Origin of the sequence: Archangium primigenium (genome assembly GCF_016904885.1) — a bacterium.
Classification (GTDB): Bacteria; Myxococcota; Myxococcia; order Myxococcales; family Myxococcaceae; genus Cystobacter; species Cystobacter primigenius.
The window spans coordinates 4160604-4182946 of record NZ_JADWYI010000001.1 but is presented as its reverse complement, the minus strand read 5'-3'; the positions used below and the strand labels follow the sequence as shown (position 1 = coordinate 4182946).

Annotated in this window: 19 protein-coding genes and 1 other RNA gene; 14 read left to right on the top strand and 6 right to left on the bottom strand. The window is 70.1% G+C overall.

All coding sequences use genetic code 11. The features are described 5' to 3' along the window. The first annotated feature begins 79 nt into the window (after nucleotides 1–79). The gene (locus tag I3V78_RS17350) at nucleotides 80–4705 is read left to right on the top strand and encodes a response regulator (RefSeq protein WP_204489511.1); all 4626 of its coding nucleotides are present in this window, start codon (nucleotides 80–82) and stop codon (nucleotides 4703–4705) included. A gap of 35 nt (nucleotides 4706–4740) precedes the next feature. Here I3V78_RS17350 and I3V78_RS17345 read toward each other — a convergent pair whose 3' ends face one another. After that, a complete protein-coding gene (locus tag I3V78_RS17345) occupies nucleotides 4741–4959 on the bottom strand; it encodes a hypothetical protein (RefSeq protein ID WP_239576468.1) in 219 nt (72 codons plus the stop codon). Between the two features lie 184 nt (nucleotides 4960–5143). Between I3V78_RS17345 and I3V78_RS17340 the strand changes: the two genes are divergently transcribed. The 6 genes from I3V78_RS17340 (at nucleotide 5144) to I3V78_RS17315 (ending at nucleotide 11955) form a co-directional block, all read left to right on the top strand. Continuing rightward, nucleotides 5144–6085 carry an AAA family ATPase gene (locus I3V78_RS17340; RefSeq protein WP_338023634.1) on the top strand — a complete coding sequence of 314 codons (942 nt, stop codon included), beginning with the start codon at nucleotides 5144–5146 and terminating at the stop codon, nucleotides 6083–6085. A gap of 87 nt (nucleotides 6086–6172) precedes the next feature. Beyond that, on the top strand, nucleotides 6173–7120 hold the full coding sequence (locus I3V78_RS17335; protein ID WP_204489509.1) for a branched-chain amino acid transaminase: 948 nt from the start codon (nucleotides 6173–6175) through the stop codon (nucleotides 7118–7120). A 105-nt stretch (nucleotides 7121–7225) separates the two neighbouring features. After that, complete coding sequence (locus I3V78_RS17330) at nucleotides 7226–8560, top strand: AAA family ATPase (RefSeq protein ID WP_204489508.1); 1335 nt, start codon at nucleotides 7226–7228, stop codon at nucleotides 8558–8560. 131 nt (nucleotides 8561–8691) lie between these two features. Further along, the gene (locus tag I3V78_RS17325) at nucleotides 8692–9528 is read left to right on the top strand and encodes a Fic family protein (RefSeq protein WP_204489507.1); all 837 of its coding nucleotides are present in this window, start codon (nucleotides 8692–8694) and stop codon (nucleotides 9526–9528) included. A gap of 154 nt (nucleotides 9529–9682) precedes the next feature. Beyond that, nucleotides 9683–10810 (top strand): DHH family phosphoesterase, encoded by a 1128-nt coding sequence (locus I3V78_RS17320; RefSeq protein ID WP_204489506.1) that lies wholly within the window; start codon nucleotides 9683–9685, stop codon nucleotides 10808–10810. After that, nucleotides 10807–11955, top strand: coding sequence for an aminotransferase class V-fold PLP-dependent enzyme (locus I3V78_RS17315; RefSeq protein ID WP_204489504.1), 1149 nt, complete (start codon nucleotides 10807–10809; stop codon nucleotides 11953–11955). Before I3V78_RS17320 ends, I3V78_RS17315 begins: the two co-directional genes overlap by 4 nt. A 3-nt stretch (nucleotides 11956–11958) precedes the next feature. Here I3V78_RS17315 and I3V78_RS17310 read toward each other — a convergent pair whose 3' ends face one another. From I3V78_RS17310 to I3V78_RS17300, 3 genes are all read right to left on the bottom strand, one after another. Next, the gene (locus I3V78_RS17310) at nucleotides 11959–12126 is read right to left on the bottom strand and encodes a hypothetical protein (protein WP_204489503.1); all 168 of its coding nucleotides are present in this window, start codon (nucleotides 12124–12126) and stop codon (nucleotides 11959–11961) included. Nucleotides 12127–12209: 83 nt separating this feature from the next. Beyond that, a complete protein-coding gene (locus tag I3V78_RS17305; protein ID WP_204489502.1) occupies nucleotides 12210–13151 on the bottom strand; it encodes a protein kinase domain-containing protein in 942 nt (313 codons plus the stop codon). After that, nucleotides 13148–13957 carry a tetratricopeptide repeat protein gene (locus I3V78_RS17300; RefSeq protein WP_204489500.1) on the bottom strand — a complete coding sequence of 270 codons (810 nt, stop codon included), beginning with the start codon at nucleotides 13955–13957 and terminating at the stop codon, nucleotides 13148–13150. Before I3V78_RS17300 ends, I3V78_RS17305 begins: the two co-directional genes overlap by 4 nt. Nucleotides 13958–14217: 260 nt before the next feature. Between I3V78_RS17300 and ssrS the strand changes: the two genes are divergently transcribed. From ssrS to I3V78_RS17265, 7 genes are all read left to right on the top strand, one after another. After that, nucleotides 14218–14409, top strand: a non-coding RNA gene (ssrS, locus tag I3V78_RS17295) — 6S RNA. A 31-nt stretch (nucleotides 14410–14440) separates the two neighbouring features. Beyond that, complete coding sequence (locus I3V78_RS17290; RefSeq protein WP_204489499.1) at nucleotides 14441–15064, top strand: 5-formyltetrahydrofolate cyclo-ligase; 624 nt, start codon at nucleotides 14441–14443, stop codon at nucleotides 15062–15064. Continuing rightward, nucleotides 15061–15852, top strand: a complete 792-nt coding sequence (locus I3V78_RS17285; protein WP_204489498.1) for a TIGR00282 family metallophosphoesterase — start codon at nucleotides 15061–15063, stop codon at nucleotides 15850–15852. Before I3V78_RS17290 ends, I3V78_RS17285 begins: the two co-directional genes overlap by 4 nt. A gap of 46 nt (nucleotides 15853–15898) precedes the next feature. Next, nucleotides 15899–17161 (top strand): tyrosine--tRNA ligase, encoded by a 1263-nt coding sequence (gene tyrS / locus I3V78_RS17280; protein ID WP_204489496.1) that lies wholly within the window; start codon nucleotides 15899–15901, stop codon nucleotides 17159–17161. Nucleotides 17162–17249: 88 nt separating this feature from the next. Then, complete coding sequence (locus I3V78_RS17275; protein WP_204489495.1) at nucleotides 17250–19169, top strand: cation:proton antiporter; 1920 nt, start codon at nucleotides 17250–17252, stop codon at nucleotides 19167–19169. Continuing rightward, on the top strand, nucleotides 19142–20173 hold the full coding sequence (locus tag I3V78_RS17270) for an EndoU domain-containing protein (RefSeq protein ID WP_204489494.1): 1032 nt from the start codon (nucleotides 19142–19144) through the stop codon (nucleotides 20171–20173). Before I3V78_RS17275 ends, I3V78_RS17270 begins: the two co-directional genes overlap by 28 nt. A gap of 42 nt (nucleotides 20174–20215) precedes the next feature. After that, nucleotides 20216–20908, top strand: coding sequence for an SOS response-associated peptidase (locus I3V78_RS17265; RefSeq protein WP_204489492.1), 693 nt, complete (start codon nucleotides 20216–20218; stop codon nucleotides 20906–20908). Between the two features lie 14 nt (nucleotides 20909–20922). Here I3V78_RS17265 and I3V78_RS17260 read toward each other — a convergent pair whose 3' ends face one another. Both I3V78_RS17260 and I3V78_RS17255 read right to left on the bottom strand, forming a co-directional pair. Beyond that, a complete protein-coding gene (locus I3V78_RS17260; RefSeq protein ID WP_204489491.1) occupies nucleotides 20923–21645 on the bottom strand; it encodes a hypothetical protein in 723 nt (240 codons plus the stop codon). 11 nt (nucleotides 21646–21656) lie between these two features. Continuing rightward, nucleotides 21657–22298: an SAM-dependent methyltransferase gene (locus I3V78_RS17255; RefSeq protein ID WP_204489490.1), complete on the bottom strand. Its 642-nt coding sequence runs from the start codon at nucleotides 22296–22298 to the stop codon at nucleotides 21657–21659. Between the last annotated feature and the right edge of the window lie 45 nt (nucleotides 22299–22343).

Sequence of the window (22343 nt, the reverse complement as noted above, 5' to 3'; positions counted from 1 at the left end):
GGGGAAACTTTCCAAGGCTTGTGGTGCGGATCTAGGATGTGCGGGTTTTCATTGATCTTTCCTGGGAAAAAAAGGGCTCATGGAGCGTCGCGTCCTTATCGTCGAGAGCAAGAATGACTTCGCCCTGAGCATGGCCACCGTGCTCAAGAGCGCGGGTTATCAAACGGCCATCGCCTCCAGTGCCGCGGATGCCCAGCGTGAGGTCGAGAAGCGCCGACCGGATCTGCTCGTCATCAACGCCGAGCTGAAGGGCAGTGATCAGTCCGGTCTGAGCATCTGTGGGCAGATCAAGCGCGGAAAGTGGGGCCACAACCTCCACGTCCTCCTCGTGTCCGAGGAGATGAGCCGCGAGGGCATCGAGCAGCACCGCCAGAGCCCGGGTGCCGCGGACGGCTACCTGCTGGTGCCCTTCGACATGGGCGAGCTCGCGGCGATGAGCATGGAGATCCTCCCCTCCGGGGACGAGTCCGCCAGCGCCCAGCAGGCCGCGCCGCGTGACGGCCCGCCGAGCATCCCCCCGCCCCTGCGGGGCCCGCCCACCCCGGCCGGCGCCCCGCCCCGGCTGCCCAAGCGCGAGCGCCGCAGCGCCATCACCGAGGAGGATCGCACCTTCCTCGAGCGCGCCTTCCAGTCCATCGCGGACCGCAAGGCGGAGCTGCTCGCCGAGTCGCGTCAGCTCAAGCGCCCGCCGCCCCGGCGCGACCTGATGGGCACGCCCGAGGGCAAGGTGCAGCTCCTGCGCGACGAGCTCAAGGGCCGCGAGTCGCAGATCGCCCGCCTCTCCGAGGTGTGGAACGTCCGCGAGCGCGAGCTCTTGTCCGTCGAGGACCGCCTCCACGACAAGGACGTGGAGCTGCAGGGCCTCAAGATGCAGGTGGATGACCTGCTGCGCCGCTTCAACGAGGCCCAGCAGGCCACGCTCCAGAAGGAGCGCGAGCACGGCGCCACCGTGGACGACCTGCTCCTGCAGAAGTTCTCCGCCGAGAAGGATCTCATCGAGGTGGTGGCCTCCAAGGAGAAGGACATCAACGTCCTTCGCCGCGAGGCCTCCAACCGCGAGGAGGAGCTGTCGCGCCGGGCCGCGGAGATCACCTACGTCCGCGACGAGTACGACAAGCTCGAGAAGCACCTGGGCATCGTCACGCTCGAGTTCGAGGTCAAGGAGCAGCGGCTCACCGAGACCGTCCAGGCCCACGAGGGCGAGCTGTCGCGGCGCCAGCAGAACATCGAGACGCTGGACGCCGAGCTGGCCCGCACCATCGGCGAGCGCGACCAGCGCTACTCCGAGCTGACGGGCGAGGTCCAGGCGCTCCAGGAGCGCCTGGCCCAGCTCGAGCAGGAGCGCGACACCACCGTGCGCACCCTCGAGGCCCGCGCCGGCGCCGCCGAGGACCATGGCGCCCGCGCGGACGCGGAGATCCAGCGGATCAACGCCGAGCGCGCCGCGCTCGAGGCCCGCCTCAACGAGCAGATCGCCGGCCTGGAGTCGGACCTCGCCCGCGCCACGGGCGAGCGCGATCAGCTCCAGGTGGACAAGGACGCCCAGGAGAGCGACCTCACGCAGCGGCTCGAGGACCGGGACGCGCGCATCGCCACGCTCGACCGCGAGCTGCAGGACAGCATCGCCCGCAACGAGAGCCACGAGGCGGAGCTCAACGCCAACATCCAGCAGCAGATGGAGCGCATCGGCGAGCTGGAAGGCGAGGTCGAGGCCGCCAAGACGCACCTGGCCGACCGCGAGGCCGAGCTCACCGCCGAGCTCGAGGCGATGACCCAGTCGCGCAACGACCTCGAGGCCGCCAAGAACGCCTCCGAGGCCGACCTCAACGGGCAGATCCAGGGGCTCCAGGAGACCGTCGCCGCGCGCGACGAGCGCATCTCCACCCTCACGGGTGAGCTGGAGGCCACGAGCAAGACGCTCGCCGACACCGAGACGAAGCTGGCCTCCACCGAGGAGACGCTGGCGACGACCCGCGGCGAGCTGGACGCCACCAGCCAGACCCTCTCCGAGACCCAGGCCACCCTCGCCTCCACCGAGGAGAAGCTCTCGGCCACCGAGACGAAGCTGGCCTCCACCGAGGAGACGCTGGCCACCACGCGCGGCGAGCTCGAGGCCACCAGCCAGACCCTCACCGAGACCCAGACCACCCTCAGCGAGACGCAGGGCACGCTCTCGGCCACCGAGACGAAGCTGGCCTCCACCGAGGAGACGCTGGCCACCACGCGCGGCGAGCTGGACGCCACCAGCCAGACCCTCGCCGAGACCCAGGCCACCCTCGCCGAGACGCAGGGCACCCTCTCCGCCACGCAGGACAAGCTGGCCTCCACCGAGGAGACGCTGGCGACGACCCGCGGCGAGCTGGACGCCACCAGCCAGACCCTCTCCGAGACCCAGGCCACCCTCGCCTCCACCGAGGAGAAGCTCTCGGCCACCGAGGTGAAGCTGGCCTCCACCGAGGAGACGCTGGCGACGACCCGCGGCGAGCTGGACGCCACCAGCCAGACCCTCACCGAGACCCAGACCACCCTCAGCGAGACGCAGGGCACGCTCTCGGCCACCGAGACGAAGCTGGCCTCCACCGAGGAGACGCTGGCCACCACGCGCGGCGAGCTCGAGGCCACCAGCCAGACGCTCTCCGAGACCCAGACCACGCTCTCCGAGACCCAGGGCACGCTGGCGGCCACCGAGACGAAGCTGGCCTCCACCGAGGAGACGCTGGCGACGACTCGCGGCGAGCTGGACGCCACCAGCCAGACCCTCTCCGAGACCCAGGCCACCCTCGCCGAGACGCAGGGCACGCTCTCGGCCACCGAGACGAAGCTGGCTTCCACCGAGGAGACGCTGGCCACCACGCGCGGCGAGCTGGACGCCACCAGCCAGACCCTCTCCGAGACCCAGGCCACCCTCGCCGAGACGCAGGGCACCCTCTCGGCCACGGAGGAGAAGCTCTCGGCCACCGAGACGAAGCTGGCCTCCACCGAGGAGACGCTGGCGACGACTCGCGGCGAGCTGGACGCCACCACCCAGACGCTCACCGAGACGCAGGGCACCCTCGCCGAGACGCAGGGCACCCTGTCGGCCACCGCCCAGGCGCTCGCCGAGCGTGACGCCGAGCTGCAAACGGCCCAGGCGGAGATCGTCCGCGTCAACGGCGTGTTGCAGGAGACCGAGGCGCTCAAGACGGCCATGGAGGAGGAGCTGTCCGAGCAGCTCGGCCAGACGCGCAACAAGCTGGCGGAGACCGAGGGCGACCTGGCCGCCACGCGCGAGGCGCTCACCGGCGAGCAGGCCGCGCACGCGCAGACCCAGCAGCAGACCACCGCCACCCGCGTGGAGCTGGAGACCCAGCTCGCCCAGGCGCGCGACCAGGGCCAGGAGCTCGAGGAGCAGCTCTTCCTCGTCAAGCAGGAGCTCGGCAGCAGCGTCGCCGAGGTCACCGAGCTGCGCTCCAAGCTCGCCCACTCCGAGGAGGAGCACCACACCCTCCAGGAGCGCTTCAACACGCTCACGGCCGAGTCCCAGCGCCGCATCGAGATGTTGGAGAAGGACGCCGAGCAGAAGAACCAGGACCTGTCCGACACGCTGCAGAAGCTCAGCGTGGCGACCCAGGACAAGGAGCGCTTCCGCGGCGAGGTGTCCGCCCGCACCGAGCAGATCAAGCAGCTCGAGGAGCGCCGCCACGCCGAGACCGAGCAGGCCAAGCGCGCCCAGGAGGACGCCGCCCGGCAGCTCGCCGCGCTCAACGCGGAGCTGGACGCCGCGCGCAAGCAGGTCGCCGCGCGCGACGAGCAGCTGCGTGCCGCGGGGGCTCAGCAGGCCAAGCTCCAGTCGGACCGCGAGGCCGTGAGCGCGCAGCTCGCCCAGGCCCAGGCCCAGGCCCAGGCCCTGCAGCAGACCCAGGCCCAGGAGCGCGCCGACACCAAGCGCGCCCAGGAAGAGCTCACCACGAAGCTGGCCCGTTCCGAGGCCCGCTCCGCCCAGCTCACCCAGGAGCTGCAGACCCGCGCCGACGAGGCCGACGCCCGGCTCAAGGAGGCCCAGGGGCAGACCGCCCTCCGGGCCAAGAAGGTCCAGGAGCTGGAGCTCGCGGTGGAGAGCGCCACGAGCACCAAGGCCCGCGTGGAGAAGGAGCTCACCGCCCGCGCCACCGCCGCCGAGGCCAAGGCCAACGAGGCCGTCGCCAAGTCGGCCGCCACCCTCAAGGAGCGCAAGGAGCTGGAGGCCCGGCAGCAGAAGGAGCTCGAGGACCTCAACGCCCGTCAGAAGGCGGAGCTCGAGCGCCGCGAGGCCCTCAAGGCGCAGGAGATCGCCCGCCTGCAGCAGTCCGTGCAGGAGAAGAGCAAGGCGCTCAAGGTGGCCGAGCTGGAGCTGGCGCGCTTCAAGACCAAGGCCCCCGCCGCGCCCAATGCCGTGGCCGCCAAGACGCCCGCGCCGGGCGGTCTGCTGGCGGAGGAGGATCTGTTCTCCACCCAGCAGGTGCCCACCGTGGCGCCCGCCGCCGCCATGCCCCGGGCCGCGCCCCGTCCCGCCGCCAAGCCGGCCGCCGCCGCCGCCGCGCCCAAGCGCGTCGCCCCGCCCGCGCCGCCCCCGGCGCTCGGCGAGGATGACGAGGTCTCCGAGCGCACCGTGATGATGCCCATCCCCACGGCCGTCGCCTCGGACGAGGCCGACTGGACCTCGCTCGTGGACGAGCTGGACAAGTAGTCGTCAGCAAGGACCCGGGCCCTCGGGCCGCGCCCCTACAGCGCGGCCCGGGCCTGCTGCACCACGTCCTTCATGTGCACCGTGGCCAGCACGTCCCGGAACGTCACCGGGACGCCGCTCACGAGCGCCTCCTGCTGGGCCAGGCGCCAGTGCTCCCACATCGTCCGGGAGGCCAGATAGGACACGAGCAGCACGAAGGCGCCTGGAACCACGGTCACCACCGCCACCAGCATCATCCGCCACACCCAGGACATGACCGCGACCTCCGTCGAGATGAAGACGGTTGGATGCATGGCGTGTGCCGTCTGTGAAAAAAGCGAACGCGCAGTCGTTCCGCTGGGTTGGCCGTCAGGGGTGCGGCGGGGGGGACTCGACCGCCCCGAGACCCTGGCGTTTTTGCCGCAGTGGCTTGAAAAACCTTCGACTAAGTTCGGGGCCGTGAGCCCTCCTTCTCCTCCGACCGCAGCGCACCTCCTGGCCCACGTGGAGGACGCGGCGACGCGCCTCGAGCAGGTGGGATATTTGGCTTCACCGGAGATCTCCACCGCGAGCTTCCTGGCGGATCGGCTCCAGAAGCCCATCCTGGTGGAGGGCCCGGCCGGGGTGGGCAAGACGGAGCTGGCCAAGGCGCTGGCCCAGGCGCTCGGGCGGCGCTTCATCCGCCTGCAGTGCTACGAGGGCCTCGACGAGGCCAAGGCGCTCTACGAGTGGGAGTACGCCAAGCAGCTGCTCTACACCCAGCTGCTCAAGGACAAGATTGGCGAGATGGTGCAGGGCGCGGGCACGCTGAGCGAGGCCGCGGATCGGCTGGCCACGAGCGACGCGGTGTTCTTCTCCGAGCGCTTCCTGCTGCCCCGCCCCATCCTCCAGGCGCTCTTGTCGGACACGCCGGCGCTGCTGCTGGTGGACGAGATCGACAAGGCGGATCCCGAGTTCGAGGCCTTCCTGCTGGAGGTGCTGTCGGACAACGCGGTGACCATTCCCGAGCTGGGCACCTTCCCGGCCCGGCACGTGCCGCGGGTGGTGCTCACCTCCAACAACGCCCGGGAGCTGTCGGACGCGCTCAAGCGGCGCTGCCTGCACCTGCACATCGACTTCCCGGATCGCGAGCGCGAGCTGCGCATCCTGCGCCGGCGCCTGCCGGACGTGTCGCGCACCCTGCTGGAGCAGGTGGTGGAGGCGGTGGCGGTGCTGCGCGGGCTGGAGCTCAAGAAGTCCCCCTCCATCAGCGAGACGCTCGACTGGGCCCAGAGCCTGGCGCTGCTCAACGCGGAGAGCCTCTCGGCGGACGTGGTGGCCTCCACGCTCAACCTGGTGCTCAAGCACGAGGGCGACATCGAGAAGGCCAAGGGACAGCTCGCGCGCATCGCCCAGGGCTGAGCCCGCACGCATTGTTTTGACTTGAAAGACCCGGCCGCGAAGAATGCCGCCACGCTGTACACCCACCCCATCAAGGATGTCCCCGTCATGAGCTCCACCTCGGCTCAAGTGCTGCGCTCCGATAAGATCTGGCTCGACGGCAAACTGGTCAAATGGGAGGAGGGTCAGGTGCACGTGATGACCCACGCCCTCCACTACGGGCTGGGGGCCTTCGAGGGCATCCGCGCCTACAAGACCCACGATGGCCGGCTCGCGGTGTTCCGCCTCCAGGAGCACGTGGATCGCCTGTTCGACTCGACCCACATCTGCATGATGAAGATGCCCTTCACGCGCGAGCAGGTGTTCCAGGGCTGCCTGGACCTCTTGCGCGCGCAGAAGGAGCAGTTCGCCAACGGCGCCTACCTGCGCCCCATCGCCTTCATGAGCGATGGCGCCATGGGCCTGGGCGCCATCAACCCCACGCGCGTGGCCATCACCGCCTGGGATTGGGGCGCATACCTCGGGGACAAGGGCATCCGCGAGGGCATCCGCGCCAAGGTGAGCTCCTTCACGCGCATGCACGTCAACGTGAACATGGTGCGCGGGAAGATCTCCGGCCAGTACGTCAACTCCATCCTCGCCAAGCGCGAGGCGGTGCTCGGCGGCTACGACGAGGCCATCATGCTGGACATCAGCGGCTTCGTGGCCGAGGCCTCGGGCGAGAACATCTTCCTGGTGAACAAGAAGGGCATCATCAAGACGCCGCCCCTCTCCTCGCCCATCCTGGACGGCATCACCCGGGACTCGGTGCTGCGCATCCTGCGCGACTCGGGCCGCGAGGTGGAGGAAGTCACGGTCACCCGCGACGCGCTCTACATCGCCAACGAGGTCTTCTTCACCGGCACCGCGGCGGAGATCACCCCCGTGCGCGAGGTGGACAACCGCACCGTGGGTGAGGGCAAGCCCGGCCCCATCACCCAGTACGTGCAGGACACCTACTTCCGGGCCGTCCGGGGCCTGGAGCCGCGCTACGCGCACTGGCTGACCTACATCTGACGTCCGCCCGGAGGCGCCTCCGAACCTCCAGGCGACCCTCCAGGCGACCGAGGCGCGCGCGGGAAGCGTGCCGAAACCGGGGCGGATCGGCTAAAAGAAGAGCCGATGCGCCCCGAGTACGCCGCCCCCGCCAATCCCTTCGGTCTCGAAAACCCCGCCATCCTCGACATCGCTCCGGCGGAGCCGAAGTCGCTCGAGGAGACGGGCCTGAAGATGGGCCTGTTGTCGGACATCGCCCTGCGCTACCTGTACTACCAGGGCACGGCGACCGGCATGGACATCGCCCAGGAGCTGCGCCTGCCGTGGCCTGGCGTCATCGAGGCCGTGGTGGAGTTCCTCACCTCGGAGAAGCTGGTGGACCTCCGGGGCGGCAAGGGCTTTGGCCGCGCCTCGGTGGACTTCGTGCTCTCCGAGCGCGGCCGCGAGTACGCGCGCGGCGCCATCGAGCGCAGCACCTACGTGGGCCCCGCCCCCATCCCCATCGAGCAGTACAACGCCCTCATCACCGCGCAGACCGAGGAGAGCCCGGTCATCAGCCGCGAGGACCTGGTGCTGGGGCTCAAGCACCTCACCGTGTCCGCGGACCTGATGGACAAGCTGGGGCCCGCGGTGAACTCGGGCCGCTCGCTCTTTCTCTACGGGCCCCCGGGCAACGGCAAGACGAGCCTCGCCGAGGCCATCAGCCGCATGTTCGGCGGCGAGGTGTTCATCCCCCACTGTCTGGAGATCGACAACCAGATCATCAAGGTCTTCGACGCGCTCAACCATGTCCCCGTGCGGCTGGAGAGCGAGCGCGACGCGGCGGGCCGCCGGCAGACCTTCGAGATGGATCACCGCTGGCAGTTGTGCCGGCGCCCCGCGGTGGTGGTGGGCGGCGAGCTGACGCTCGAGACGCTGGATCTCATCTACTCGCCCACGGCCCGCTTCTACGAGGCGCCCTTCCAGGTGAAGGCCAACGGCGGCATGCTCCTCATCGACGACTTCGGCCGTCAGAAGGTGCACCCCACGGATCTGCTCAACCGGTGGATCGTCCCCCTGGAGAAGCGGGTGGACTTCCTCACCCTGCACACGGGCAAGAAGTTCGAGATCCCCTTCGATCAGCTGCTCGTCTTCTCCACCAACCTGGACCCCAAGGAGCTGGTGGACGAGGCCTTCCTGCGGCGCATCAAGTACAAGATCGAGGTCACCAACCCCGACGAAGAGGTCTACCGGGACATCTTCGCCAACGTGTGCGAGGCGGCGGGCATCCCCTACGTGGAGCAGGCGGTCACCTACCTGTTCGAGCACTACTACCGGCCGCGCAACATGCAGCTGCGTGCCTGCCACCCGCGCGACCTGGTGCAGCTCATCCGGGATGCCGCCCGCTACCGGCAGATCCCGCCCGCGCTTTCCAAGGACCTCCTGGACCAGGCGTGCGAGGTCTTCCTCGTCAGCCTGTGAAGAACCATGGCGTTTTAATTGTCCTAAACACCTGGAATTTCTACAATCCAGTGCCCGTTGTCCCGGCCCTCGGCATGATTCCCCCCGAGGCGCCGCCATGCAGGGAGCCGGTGTGAAGGAGCGTCACGTCCGTGAAGGAACGCTACCAAGAGATTGACGAGAAGAACGAAACGCTGCGCGACTACCTTGGCATCTACAAGGACAAGGGTCGCGACTTCCTCGAGCGCTTCGAGATGTCGTGGATCTACCATGACGCGGCCCTCGAGGGGACGGTGTACACGCAGCAGGAGCTGCTCTCGGCGCTCTTCCCCGAGCGGGCCAGCATGGACCCGGCGATGATCCCGGTGGTGCTCGAGGTGCGCAACCACAAGGCCGCGTGCGACTACCTGCGCGAGGAAGCGGCGGCCACGGGCAAGAAGCAGGCGCAGATCACGCTCACCACCATCAAGCGCATCCACGACCTGGTGTGTGGCAACACGCCCGAGGCGCTCACCACGCGCGCCAACATCGAGCGGCGCGAGCGCACGGAGAAGGAACTGGCCAAGGAGCGCGAGCGCAGCGGCTACCGCAAGGACATGCCCCTGCACCGCACCTACTTCCACGAGATCTCCCAGCCGGCGAAGATCCAGCCCGCGCTGGAGAAGTACGTGGACTACACGGGCAGCGCCGAGTTCCGCGAGTTCCACCCCATCAAGCAGGCGGCGGTGGCCCAGCACAAGTTCATGCAGATCTTCCCGTTCACGGAGAACAGCGGGAAGGTCGGCCGGATGCTCACCAACCTGGTGCTGCTGCGCAACGGCTACATGCCCGCCATCATCCACTCCATCGATCGGCAGCGCTATTATGAGTCGCTGCGCGGCGCGGAGGGCATCTTCCGCGGCCTGCTCATGGATGCCATCGAGAACTCGCTCGAGAACGGCATCAAGTATTTCAAGGACATGGCCCGCCGGTACAAGGCCATCAACTAGCCCGCGCCGCCGTGAGTGGGCCAGGGAGGCGCTCGAGCCCTGGTCCTCCCGCCTCCGCGTGAAGTCATCGCGCCTCGTCCGCAATCTGAAGGGGCCGGTGATGTCCTCCGGCGTTCTCGAATCGTCACGCCAGAGGGAGTAGAACCCGTTTCCCATGCCTGCCACCCCCACAGCCAACAGCCGCAAGCTTGCCGGAGGCGGTGAGAGCGCGGAGCCTCCGTCACCGCGCCTCGCGACCCTGCCAGCCCGCGCCAAGCTGGAGCGGCTGATCCAGGTCGCCAAGGGCCGCAAGAAGGCCCTCGTGCTCACCCACGACAATCCAGACCCCGACTCGATCGCCGCGGGGGTCGCCCTGGCCCAGCTGCTGCGCGAGCGCGCGGGCGTGGAGGAGACGAAGGTGGGCTACAGCGGGCTCATCGGCCGCGCGGAGAACATCGCCTTCGTCAAGGTGTTGCGGCTGCCCGTGGTGCCCATCGCCCAGCTGGATCTGGACGCGTACGATCTGCTGGCGCTCGTGGACACGCAGCCGCCCACGGGCAACCACGCCGTGCCCCCGCGCCTGCGCCGCGAGGTGGACATCGTCATCGACCACCACCCCCTGCGCGACGAGAGCCTCGAGGCGCCGTTCGCGGACGTGGGCGGGGACTATGGCGCCACCTCGACGATGCTGGCGCAGTACCTGCGCGCCGCGCGTCTGGAGCCCTCCGCCGAGGTGGCCACCGCCCTCTTCTACGGGGTGAAGGCGGACACGCGCGACCTGGGCCGGGAGACGACGCCCACGGACATCGACACGTACCTGTGGCTCTTTCCCCGGGCGGACAAGCAACTGCTCGGACAGATCGAGCACCCGGAACTGCCCGCGCGCTACTTCCAGATGTACCACACGGCCTTCGAGCGGGCGAAGGTGTACGGGGACACGGCCATCGTCACGGATCTGGAGGAGGTCTACTCCCCGGACATGGTGGCCGAGGTGGCCGAGCGGCTGATGTTCCTCGAGGGGATGAAGTGGTCGCTCGCGTACGCGAGCTTCCGCAACCAGCTCTTCCTGTCGTTGCGCGTGAAGGACCGGCGCATGAACGCGGGGCGGCTCATCCGGGAGATCTGCGAGGACTACGGGGGCTCGGCGGGCGGCCACGGCAGCATGGCGGGCGCGCGCATTCCCCTGTCGGGCCGGGCCCATCAGCGCAAGGCGGTCAAGCGCGAGCTCGTGCGGCGCTTCCTGGAGGCCTTTGGCGTCGCGGACGAGCGGCCCGTGGCGCTCCTGTCCGCCCCCTCGCCGTGATCTACTGGGATCACAACGCGGCCACGCCGGTGCGGCCCGAGGTGGCCCACCTGCTCGCGCGGGCCTTCACCGAGGGCGGCCACGGCAACGCCTCCAGCGTGCACCGCGGCGGACGCGAGGCCCGGGCGCGCTTGGATGGCGCGAGGGCACGCGTGGCCCGGGTGCTCGGCTGCGCGCCGAAGGAGGTCTGCTTCGTGGGCTCGGGCTCGGAGGCGGATGCCCTGGCGCTCAAGGGCGCCTGGTTTGGGCGGCGGTCCCCCGGCAAGCGGCGCGTGGTGAGCTCCACCCTCGAGCACCCGGCGGTGCTCGGCGCGCTCGCGCAGCTCGAGGCGCTGGGCGCGGACGTGGTGCGAATCCCACCAGCCTCCACGGGCCAGGTGCCGCTGGAGGCCCTGCTCGAGGCGCTGACGCCCGACACCCTGCTGTGCTCGCTCATGTGGGCGAACAACGAGACGGGTGTGGTGCAGCCCGTGGAGGCGCTGTCGCGGGAGTGCCGGCGCCGGGGCATCCTCTTCCACACGGACGCGGTACAGGCCGCGGGCAAGCTGCCCATGACCCTGCACGAGGTGGACGCGGACCTGCTCGCGCTGTCGGCGCACAAGTTCGGCGGGCCGCCGGGCGCGGCCGTGCTGGTGGTGCGCACGGGCGTGGAGCTCCACGCGCTGACGCCCGGACACCAGGAAGCCGGACTGCGCGGCGGCACGCAGAACATCCCCTACGCCGAGGCCTTCGCCCTGGCCCTCGAACTCGCCCACGCGGAGCGGCCCGCGAACGCCGAGCGCCTGCGGCACCTCCGGGACACGTTCGAGCACGAGGTCCGCGCCCGCTTCGCGGACGTGTTCATCAACGGCGAGGCGGTGCCCCGGGTGCCCAACACGAGCAACCTGACCTTCCCTGGCGCGGACGGCGAGGCGCTGCTCATCGCCCTGGACCTGGAGGGCATCTGCGTCTCCTCGGGCGCGGCCTGTGCGTCGGGAACGCTGTCGCCCTCGCACGTCCTCAGGGCGATGGGGCTCACCCCGGCCCAGGCCAGCGCCACGCTGCGCTTCTCCCTGGGCACCTCGACGACCCCCGAGGACGTGGAGCGCGTCGTGGCCGCCCTGGCGCGGCATGTTCCCCGGGCCCGGGCGCTCGGCCTGGAGTAGCCGCTACCGGCGGCCGCCCCACTTCTGATCCGGCAGGGGCTTGTCGCTGACGTCCTTGGGGGGCTGGCCGTAGCCCTGCTGGCCGCCCTCCAGGTTGGACGAATCGGCGTCCGCCTTGCGCGTGTCCTGCTCCTCGGGCTGCTGCTCCTGCTCCTTCTTCGGGTCCACCATGGAAATCCTCCTGGGGTCAGGGGAGGAATTTCCGCACGGGACCGGTCCGCCGCACCGGGGCGGGCGGCCAACCGAGCCCTGCCCTACTTCGCGTCGGAGGCGCCGAACAATCCGCGGACCACGGCGGCGATGGCCAGGGGGGTGCCCACGCGCTCGTCGTAGTGGGGCGCGAGCGCCTCGGCGAAGGACTCGGCCGAGGGGAAGCGCTCGGACATGTCCGTGCTGAAGCCCCGGTGGATGATCTCCTCCAGCGCCTCGGGGATGGCGGGCCGGATGAGGCTGGGCGCCAGGTAGTCCCGGTAGATGATCTTCGAGAAGACCTCGTCCGGCGTGGACCCGGTGAAGGGCCGCTGGAGCGTGAGCAGCTCGTAGAGCACCACCGTGGCGGCCCACAGGTCCACCTGCGGCGAGAGCGCGCCCTGAAGGGCCTCGGGAGACAGGTAGTAGGGCTTGCCCAGGACCTCGCCACCCTGCAGCACCCCGTCCACGCGCAGCCGCGCCACGCCGAAGTCCCCCAGCTTGATGTCCCCCAGCCGGGAGATGAACAGGTTGGAGGGCGACACGTCGCAGTGCACGATGCCCAGCGCCTCGCCCTGGGGCCCCGTGCACGAGTGCGCGTAGGCCAGGGCCTCCAGCAGCACCCGGCACAGGTAGATGGCGAAGTCCAAGGGCAGGTGGATGCCGCGCAGCTTGCAGCGGCGCAGGATGTGGCCCAGGTCGCGGCCATCCACCAGGTCCATCACGATGAAGTGCTGATCCGAGACCGAGCCCACGTCCAGCACCTGGACGATGTTGGGATGGTCCAACAGCTTCGTGAGCCGCGCCTCGGAGGCGAACAGCTCGAGCGAGGCGGGATCCTGGGTGAGCGCCGGCAGCAGCCGCTTGAGCGCGACGATCCAGTTCTCACGCGGTCCGGACAAGACGCGGGCGCGGAACACCTCCGCCATGCCCCCCTTGCCCAACGCGGACAGAATTTCGTAGTTGCCGAGGATCCGCGGGATCCTCGAGGGAGCCGAGGAGTTCACGGGACCGGATATTGCCGCCTGCCGGCGGATGCCTTGGCATTGGGGGCGGTGACGTTGTTCGCGGCGCGCTGCATCAACTGAACGTACTTGACGTTGTAGGTGATGTCCGAGCCCAACTTCTTGAGGCCCTCGTCCTCGGGCTCCGGATTGATGGCGAGCCCGAGGCCCACCGCGCGCTCCAGGTTGTCCATGGCCCGGGGCAGTTGCCCCAGCCGACTGTAGGCGCAGGCCAGGTGGTAGTAGATGAGCGGCTCGCCCTTGCTCAGGTCCCGCGCCCTGTCCAGGGCGGAGATGGCCTCCTCCGGGTGGTTGCGCATGAGCTGGGCGGTCGCCAGGCTCAGCTGCGCGGTCCAGTTCTGATCATTGAGCGCGATGCTGCGCTCGAACTCGGCGACCGCCGCGATCCACTTCTTCTCCTTCATGAGCTGATCCCCGCGGTCCAGGGCCGCCTTGGCCGCCTCGGGATTGCGCTTGAGCCGGGGGCCCGACGCCGGGGGAACCGAGGGGGACGACGCGCCGTCGGACGACTCCGGATAGAAGACCACCAGCCCGCCCAGGCCCACCCCCGTGGCCGAGCAGCCCGACTGGGGTCGCACATAGGCCGTCAACGTTCCGTCCTCCGGCCCCGCGAAGGCCAGCAGCGGCAGCGCCACATGCGGAGGACAGGAGGGGCCCAGCAGGCACACCGTCAGCTGACCCACCAGCACCCGGCCCTGCCACTCTCCCTCGAGCACCTTGGACTGAGCGGGCAGGCAGCCGCCCCCTCTCACCGCGTGGCCGATCACCCGTGCGTTCTCATGGGTCAACTCCACCCGCCCCCACACGTCCGTCTGAAAGCCCCCGCGGGGGAGGCCCTGAGGGAGGCCCTGGGCTCTCAAGGTCGCGGGGACGATGACAATGAGGGCCGCGAAGCCGATTGTTCTCGAAACAGACGCCATGGGTGGAGCACGTCATCATAGAAGGCAGGGCCTCGCGTGTAAACGCACACCCATGGCTTGACCCACCACCCCCACGTCCTTATCATTCCTTCAAGTGCTTCTGGGCTTTTCCAGGAGTTCCAAGGTGTTGTCCCCTGCGGGGCGCGTGATGCCCAGCAGAAATTCGAACCGATACGTCCATCACGGGGTTCGTTTCAGGTTCCATGCGCAAGCCCTCCCCTCGCGGGATGAGGGAAGCCTACGGTTCCATGACTTCGAGTCCCACCTGGCTTTTTAGGGTTCAATGGACGCTAGGCACACGGCCATTTCGCGGGGGACTTTTTTTCTTTCTCTTGTCGGGGAGTGGGGACGGTGAGCGAGACGGTGGCGCAAGAGGGAGCGGTTCGGAAGGTGTCGCTGCGCGAGGAGCTGACGGCGCGACGCAAGGCGATGACGCCGGAGATGATCGACGAGCGGGGCATCAAGGTGCAGTCCCGCTTCCTGGCGACGCCGTACTACCAAAAAGCGCGCACCGTCGCGCTCTATGCCCCCATCCGGGGCGAGGTACCCACGCGGGACATCCTCATCGCGGCGCTGATGGACGAGAAGATCGTCTGCTACCCGCTCTCGCACGTGCACGGGCGCATCCTGGCCTTCCGGGCCATCAAGTCCGAGACCGAGCTGGAGCCGGGGCGCCTGGGGGTGCGGGAGCCCACCAACTCCGCGGACCTCATCGCGGTGGATCAGATCGATCTCTTCGTCGTGCCGGGGCTGGGCTTCTCGCCCGACGGCAAGCGGCTGGGGCGCGGCGGCGGCTACTACGACGCCACCCTGAAGGCGGCCTCGGCGCGCAGCCGGCGCGTGGGACTTGCCTTCAACGACCAGATCGTCCAAACCATCCCCACGAACAGTGACGACGTGGACATGGACCTCGTGGTCACCGAGTCGCAGACGATGCGCGGGCTCTACCGCGACTGGGATTTCCTCGACACGTGAAAGTACTCTTCATGGGAGATGTGGTGGGCAAGCCTGGCATGCAGGCGGTGCGCACCCTTCTCCCGAAGTTGATCGCCCGCCACTCGGTGGACCTCGTCATCGCCAACGCGGAGAACAGCGAAGGCGGGGCGGGCATCTCCCCCGAGTCGGCGGAGGCGTTGCTGGACTGTGAGGTCAACCTCCTCACCAGCGGCAACCACTTCTGGACCAAGAAGCAGATCTTCCCCTGGGTGGAGGAGCATCCGCACCTGCTGTTGCGGCCGGCCAACTACCCCAAGGGAGCGCCGGGTCGCGGGCACACCGTCATCCAGACGCCGGACGGGCGCAAGCTCGGGGTGCTCAACCTCGAGGGGCGCGTGTTCATGAAGCCCCTGGACAACCCGTTCGCGGTGGCGCCGGAGCTCGTGGCGGAGCTGCGCAAGCAGACGCCCTGCATCCTCGTGGACATGCACTGCGAGGCCTCGAGCGAGAAGAACGCCATGGGCGCGCACCTGGACGGCAAGGTCTCCGCCGTGGTGGGCACCCACACCCACGTGCAGACGGCCGACGAGCGGATTCTCCCCGGCGGCACCGCCTTCATCACCGACGTGGGCATGTGCGGCCCGCTCGACTCCGTCATCGGCGTGAAGAAGGAGCTGTCCGTCGAGCGCTTCGTCACCCTGCGCAACACGCCCTACGAGGTCGCCAAGAACCTCGTGTACCTGCAGGGCGTGGTCATCGAGATGGACGACAAGACGGGCAAGGCGCGCAGCATCGAGCGCATCCGCGAGCACCTGCCCGGCACCTGATCGCGCTGCCCCGGACGGGACTTTTCGGTTAGGGTCCCGCGCCGCCATGTCCGACCAACCGCTGCGCAAGGCGACCCCCCAGGAGCAGTTCGACGAAGTGACCCGCGGCACCGTGGACCTCCAGGTGCCCGAGGAGCTCAAGAAGAAGCTCGAGCGCTCGTATTCCACGGGCAAGCCGCTCGTCATCAAGGCGGGGTTCGATCCCAGCCGGCCGGACCTGCACCTGGGCCACTCGCTGCTGCTCACGCGCATGCGGCGCTTCCAGGAGTTCGGCCACCAGGTCATCTTCCTCATCGGGGACTTCACCGCCCTCATCGGAGACCCCTCGGGCAAGAACGCCGCCCGCCCGCCGCTCACGCGCGACGAGGTGAAGACCAACGCCCTGACGTACCAGGAGCAGGTCTTCAAGGTGCTCGACGGCCAGCGCACCCAGGTGCGCTTCAACTCCGAGTGGCTCGACAAGCTCGGCACCGAGGGGATGATCCGCCTGGCGAGCCGCTACTCGGTGCAGCGCATGCTCGAGCGCGACGACTTCAAGAAGCGCTACCGCGAGGAGCGCTCCATCTCCCTGCACGAGTTCCTCTACCCGCTCCTGCAGGGCTACGACTCGGTGGCGCTCAAGGCGGACGTGGAGCTGGGCGCGACGGATCAGCTCTTCAACCTGCTCGTGGGCCGCCAGCTCATGAAGGAAGAGGGCATGGAGCCCCAGGTCATCATGACCGGCCCCATCCTCGAGGGCCTGGACGCCAGGCTCGTCGACGGGAAGATCACCGGCGACAAGATGTCCAAGAGCCTGGACAACTACGTGGGCATCAGCGAGGCGCCGGAGCAGATCTACGGCAAGCTGATGAGCATCACGGACGATCTGATGTGGCGCTACTACGAGCTCCTGTCCTCGCGCACGCTGCCGGAGCTCGCCGCGCTCAAGGGCCAGGTGGAGCGCGGCGAGGTGCACCCCAAGCAGGCCAAGTCCGGCTTCGCCGAGGAGATGGCCGCGCGCTTCCACTCGCCCGAGGCCGCCCGGCAGGCGATGCAGGCCTGGGAGCAGCGCTACTCGCAGAAGAAGGTCGTCGCCGAGGATCAGCCGCTCGTGGAGGTGCCGCTCGCCGGCGCGCCCACCGTGCCGCTCGCCAAGGCGCTCGCCGAGGCGAAGCTCGTCGCCAGCGGCACCGAGGGCCGCAAGCTCATGGGCCAGGGCGGCGTGCGCGTCAACGGCGAGAAGGTGATGGACCCCAAGCACGAGCTGCCCGCGGGCGAGTACCTCGTGCAGGTCGGCAAGCACAAGTCGGCGCGGCTCAAACTATCCTGAGACCGCGCGGGCATCCGTCGCGTGCCCGACCCTCGGTCCGCGCGAGGGCTGCGACTTCAGTGGTCGTGAATAGGTTCGCTCCTCCGGTATGGAACACGCGACCTACTCCCCCGCTCTCTGTGTGGCCCTGGCCTTGATGGCGGGGATGTTGGCCCAGGTGCTCGCCCGTCGGCTGAGCATCCCGGGCATCGTGGTGCTGCTCGGCACGGGCGTGCTGCTCGGGCCCGAGGTGCTGGGGCTCGTGCGGCCCACCACGCTCGGTGGCGCGCTGCCGATGCTGGTCAACTTCTCGGTGGCCGTCATCCTCTTCGAGGGCGCGCTGAGCCTGGACGTGCGCCGCCTGCGCAAGGAGGGCCGCGTCATCCGCTGGCTGGTGACGGTGGGCGCGCTGGTGACGGCCCTGTGCGGCGCGCTCGCGGCCCGGCACGTGATGGGCTGGAGCTGGAGGAACGCGCTGCTCTTCGGCACGCTGGTGATGGTGACGGGGCCCACCGTCATCACCCCGCTCTTGCGCCGCATCCGGGTGGTGCGCCCGGTGGAGACGGTGCTCGAGGGCGAGGGCATCTTCGTGGACGCGGTGGGCGCCATCACCGCCGTGGTGGCCCTGGAGGTGGCGCTGCGTCCGCCCGAGGAGGCGCTGTCCACCTTCTTCCACGCGCTCGCGCTGCGCTGGGCCGTGGGCCTGGGCGTGGGCGGCCTCGCCGGGGGGCTCATCGCGCGCGGGCTCAAGTCCCAGCGGGCCATCCCCGAGGAGCTGCGCAACGTCTTCAGCCTGGCCATGGTGCTGGGGCTCGGGCAGGTGAGCGGCGCGCTCGCCCCGGAGAGCGGCGTGGTGGCCGTCATCGCCGCGGGCCTCGTGGTGGGCAACGCGGGGGTGCCCGTGCGGCGCGAGCTGGTGACCTTCAAGGAGCAGCTCACCGTCATGCTCGTGGGCATGCTCTTCGTCCTGCTGGCCGCGGACGTGCGGCTGCGCGAGGTGACGGCGCTCGGGTGGCGGGGGCTCGTCACCGTGGGGCTGCTCATGGTCGTGGCCCGGCCGCTCGCGGTGTGGGCCTCCACCCAGGGCGCGCGGCTGACGTGGCGCGAGAAGGGCTTCATCGCCTGGATGGGACCGCGGGGCATCGTGGCGGCGGCGGTGGCCTCGCTCTTCGCCAACCGACTGGAGGCCCATGAGATGGATGGGGGCCCCGCGCTGCGGGCGCTCGTGTTCCTCGTCATCGCGGTGACGGTGGTGGTGCAGGGCCTGAGTGGCGGGTGGGTCGCGGACTGGCTGGGCGTGCGGCGCACCGCGCCGGGCGGCTATGTGCTGCTCGGGGCCAATGGCCTGGGCCGGCTCGTGGCGCGGGCGCTCAAGGCCGCGGGCCAGCACGTGACCCTGGTGGACACCGGCGACGAGGCCTGCCGCCGTGCCCAGGAGGAGGGCCTGCACGTCATCTTCGGGGACGGCCTGGACGAGCGCACCCTGCTGCGCGCCCAGCTCGAGGGCCGCGCGGGCTTCGTGGGGCTCACCGTCAACGAGGGCGTCAACCTGCTCTTCACCCAGAAGGTCCGCGACCACGACCGCGCGGCGCCCCGGCTCGTCGCCATGCACCGGGGCCACTCGGCCATCCGCAAGGAGCACGCGACGGAGCACAACCGCGTCCTCTTCGGGGACGAACGCGGGCTCGACCTGTGGGCCTCGTGGTGCGATCGGGGGCAGGTCTCGCTCGAGCGCTGGGTGCTGGAGGCGCCCCAACTGGAGGCCTCGACGCCCGGCGCGAGCCGCGCGCTCGAGGACGCCCTGCTGCCCGTGCTGCACGTGCGCGACGGACAGGTGCGGCTCTACGACGACCTGACCCGGCCCCTGACGGGCGATCGCGTGGACTTCGCGCTCCACGCCGAGCGGGCCGACGTGGCCCGCGACTGGCTCGCCGCCCATGGCTGGCGGCCCGAGGCGAGCGTGCCCGCCCCGGCGTGGGTCGGGGGTATCCTCCCCGAGCCATGCGGCCCTCCCTCGCTGTCGTCCTGAGTGTCCTCCTGGGTTTTCTCCCCGCGCGCGCCCACGCCGCGGGGGCCTTCGTCTCCAGCGTGAAGCTGGAGGCGCTGGCCGAGCCCGAATCGAAAACCGTCGTCTTCACCGTCGAGCCGGACACGGCCTACCCCGTGCTCAAGAAGGGAGGGCCGGGCCGGGCCTGGTGCAAGGTGAAGAGCGCCACAGCCGAGGGCTGGGTGCGGTGCGATGGCACGGCGGAGCTGCCCGAGACCCCCCGCCTGAGCGGGGAGTTCCTCGCGTCGAGGGATCGCGTCCCCACGGCCGCGCCGCTCCCCGCCCAGGTGCCCGAGGCCACGGGCTGCGCGAGCCGCTGCACCCGCCCGCCCCTGTTCCGCGTGGCCCCGGAGCTCGCACCGGAGGATCGCGAGGTGCTGGGCCTGTGCCCCGCCCGGCCCGATGCCTCCGTGAGCGCGGGCGACGTCAGGCGCTTCCTCTCGGCGCACTACGAGGACACGCGCCTGCAACGGGCGCTGTCCGCCGCGGGCCGCCCGGGCGCGCGACAGGCGAACCTGGACTGGCTCACCGGCCTGTGGGTGAGCACGGGCCCGCGCAACGCCTTCACCCACGTCTTCTGCGGGGATGACTGGACGGGCCGCACCATCGGGGGCCTGCACTACCTGCCGCGCTACGCCCAGCTCGAGGCCGAGGGCAAGGTGTGCTTCGACGGCCCCGCCCGGGGCCGCGAGTCCCTGCAGGGCGGCCAGTACGTCATCCGCTTCCGGGGCGTGGCGCCCTGGTCCTGCGGCGAGAAGAAGCTCGGGGGCTTCGCCCAGCGGGTGGACCCCGTGGCGCTGGTGGCCATAGGCACCCGCGCCTTCGCCCGGTGCTGCGCGCGCGGCGGGGCCCAGAAGGAGGGCGGCGTCTACGCGGCCCCGGACGTGGGCCCGGGGGCGTGGCGCATCTGGTGCGGCACGCGCAACGGCACCTACGGCATCGCCTCGCTCTACCCCACCGACGAGCGGCCGACCTGCGGCGAGTGACGGCGACGTGCGCCGTCCCTCCGGCGAGGGCATACTCGGGGCATGTGTGGACGCGTCACCATCCAGACCCCCGCCCTCGCCATCGCCCGCGAGCTCAACCTCGCCGGTGTCCGCTCGGCCATCGAGCGCCCCCGCTACAACCTCGCCCCCACCCAGCAGATCCCCGTCGTGCTCAATGACGGCACGCGCCTGCTCGACACGGCGCGCTGGGGCCTCATCCCCTCGTGGGCCAAGGAGCCCGGGATTGGCAGCAAGCTCATCAACGCCCGCGCCGAGACGGTGGCCGAGAAGCCCAGCTTCCGCTCGGCCCTCAAGCGCCGCCGCTGCCTGGTGCTCGTGGATGGCTGGTTCGAGTGGAAGCAGAACACCAAGCCCAAGACGCCCTTCTACTTCCACCGCCAGGACGGCCGCCCCATGGCCTTCGCCGGGCTGTGGGAGGAGTGGACGGCCCCGGACACGGGCGAGGTCTTGCGCACCTGCACCATCCTCACCACTGGCCCCAATGCCGTGATGGCGCCCATCCACGACCGGATGCCCGTCATCCTCCAGCCCGAGGCCCAGGACCTCTGGCTGCGCCCCGAGCCCCAGGAGGCCGCCACCCTCCAGCCCCTGCTCGGGCCGGACGAGGCCTCACCCCTGGAGTTGTGGGAGGTGGCCCGGGTGGTGAACTCGCCCACCAACGACGTGGCGGCCTGCGTGGAGCGCGTGGCCAGCCAGGCGCCCCTGCTCGTCTGAAGTTCAGGCGGGGCTCAGGCCGAGGCCCGGCCCTGGAGCACGCCGTTGTCCAGCAACAGCCCCACCACGTCCGGCGGGGCGAGCACCCAGTTGTCGCGCACCGGGCTCCAGCGCACCGCCGAGCCCGCGCGGCCCAGCTCCTGGTTGATGTGCTCCACGAGCAGCTCGAACAGCCCCATGGGGTTGTCCCAGTCCGGCGCGTCGCCGGTGACGACGTGCCCGCCCGGCTCCACCTGGAAGCGCGGCGCGCCCGGCACCGGCCGCGCGGAGAAGCCCGGCAGGTGCTCCGCCGTGGCCTTCGCCACGCGCTCCAGCAGCCCCTCGTCCTCGAACGGGTGGGCGTGCTTCCAGTCGAAGAAGAGCCGCAGGTGGGGCTCGAGCAGCTCCAGCAGCGGACTGCCCGGACCCTGACGCCACAGGTGCTCCGCGAGGGGCTCGGGCGCCGCGGACACGGGCAGGCCCCGGGCCGCGAGCGCGCCCAGCAGGCCCTCCATGCGCTCCACCCACTCCCGGGGCGGCGCGGCCCGCTCCAGCCACTGCACGTGGGACACCGTCTGGCCTCGCCGCTGGCCGGAGACCCGGTCCCCCACCTGGAGGCGCAGGGGGCTCAGCTCCCCGTCGGGCTGCTCGGGGAAGAGGCCGCAGTGGGCCTGGGCTCCCGCGCCCTCCGCGCGCAGCCGCGCGAAACCGTGGGCCTCGTTGATGTCCTCGACGACGAAGGTGTCCGTGGGCGGCATGGGTTCCTTCTCTAAGCCGGAGCCGACGCCGGGGCCACCCGACGTCGCAGCCCGACGATGTAGACCTCCATGCTCGCGCCCCGGGTGGCCTCGGGCCGCACCAGCTTCACCTCCTCGAAGCCCGCGCGCACCTCGTCGCGGAACTCCTCGAACTCGCCGCCCATGAAGAGCTTGGCCACGAAGGCCGAGCCCGGGCGGCCCCGGGTGAGCGACACCTCGAGCGCCTTGCGCGCCAGGCGCAGGCTGCGCGCCTCGTCCGTGGTGCGGATGCCGCTCGTCTTGGGCGCCATGTCGGAGATGACGGCGTCGAAGGGCCCCTCGTACATCGCGAGCAGCTTCGCGTCGAAGTCGTCCGCCAGCACGTCCAGCACCGCCGTCTTCACGAAGGCCTGGGAGAAGGGCCGGATGGGTACGATGTCCACGCCAATCACCCGGCCGTTGGCCCCCACCGTGTCGGCGAGGATCTGCAAGAAGCCGCCCGGCGCCGCGCCCAGGTCCAACACCGACGCGCCCTTCTTCAAGAAGGGATGGCGCTTGAGGATTTCATCCACCTTGAAGGCGGACCGGGCCCGGAGCCCTTCTTGCTTGGCTTTCTTGAAATAGTGGTCTTTCGGACGGTAGGGCTTGCCCATGGCGGATGCGGTCCCTAGCATCCGTTACTGTCTTCGCAAAGCGGAGCGGTGCCGGAGGCCCCCGAG

What these genes read in the sequence shown, in the direction of transcription:
- I3V78_RS17255 (WP_204489490.1), bottom strand. Translation starts at nt 22,298, where the DNA reads ATGCTAGGGACCGCATCCGCCATGGGCAAGCCCTACCGTCCGAAAGAC.
- I3V78_RS17265 (WP_204489492.1), top strand. Translation starts at nt 20,216, where the DNA reads ATGTGTGGACGCGTCACCATCCAGACCCCCGCCCTCGCCATCGCCCGC.
- I3V78_RS17345 (WP_239576468.1), bottom strand. Translation starts at nt 4,959, where the DNA reads ATGTCCTGGGTGTGGCGGATGATGCTGGTGGCGGTGGTGACCGTGGTT.
- I3V78_RS17310 (WP_204489503.1), bottom strand. Translation starts at nt 12,126, where the DNA reads ATGGTGGACCCGAAGAAGGAGCAGGAGCAGCAGCCCGAGGAGCAGGAC.
- I3V78_RS17320 (WP_204489506.1), top strand. Translation starts at nt 9,683, where the DNA reads ATGCCTGCCACCCCCACAGCCAACAGCCGCAAGCTTGCCGGAGGCGGT.
- I3V78_RS17330 (WP_204489508.1), top strand. Translation starts at nt 7,226, where the DNA reads ATGCGCCCCGAGTACGCCGCCCCCGCCAATCCCTTCGGTCTCGAAAAC.
- tyrS (WP_204489496.1), top strand. Translation starts at nt 15,899, where the DNA reads ATGTCCGACCAACCGCTGCGCAAGGCGACCCCCCAGGAGCAGTTCGAC.
- I3V78_RS17350 (WP_204489511.1), top strand. Translation starts at nt 80, where the DNA reads ATGGAGCGTCGCGTCCTTATCGTCGAGAGCAAGAATGACTTCGCCCTG.
- I3V78_RS17260 (WP_204489491.1), bottom strand. Translation starts at nt 21,645, where the DNA reads ATGCCGCCCACGGACACCTTCGTCGTCGAGGACATCAACGAGGCCCAC.
- I3V78_RS17270 (WP_204489494.1), top strand. Translation starts at nt 19,142, where the DNA reads ATGCGGCCCTCCCTCGCTGTCGTCCTGAGTGTCCTCCTGGGTTTTCTC.
- I3V78_RS17275 (WP_204489495.1), top strand. Translation starts at nt 17,250, where the DNA reads ATGGAACACGCGACCTACTCCCCCGCTCTCTGTGTGGCCCTGGCCTTG.
- I3V78_RS17335 (WP_204489509.1), top strand. Translation starts at nt 6,173, where the DNA reads ATGAGCTCCACCTCGGCTCAAGTGCTGCGCTCCGATAAGATCTGGCTC.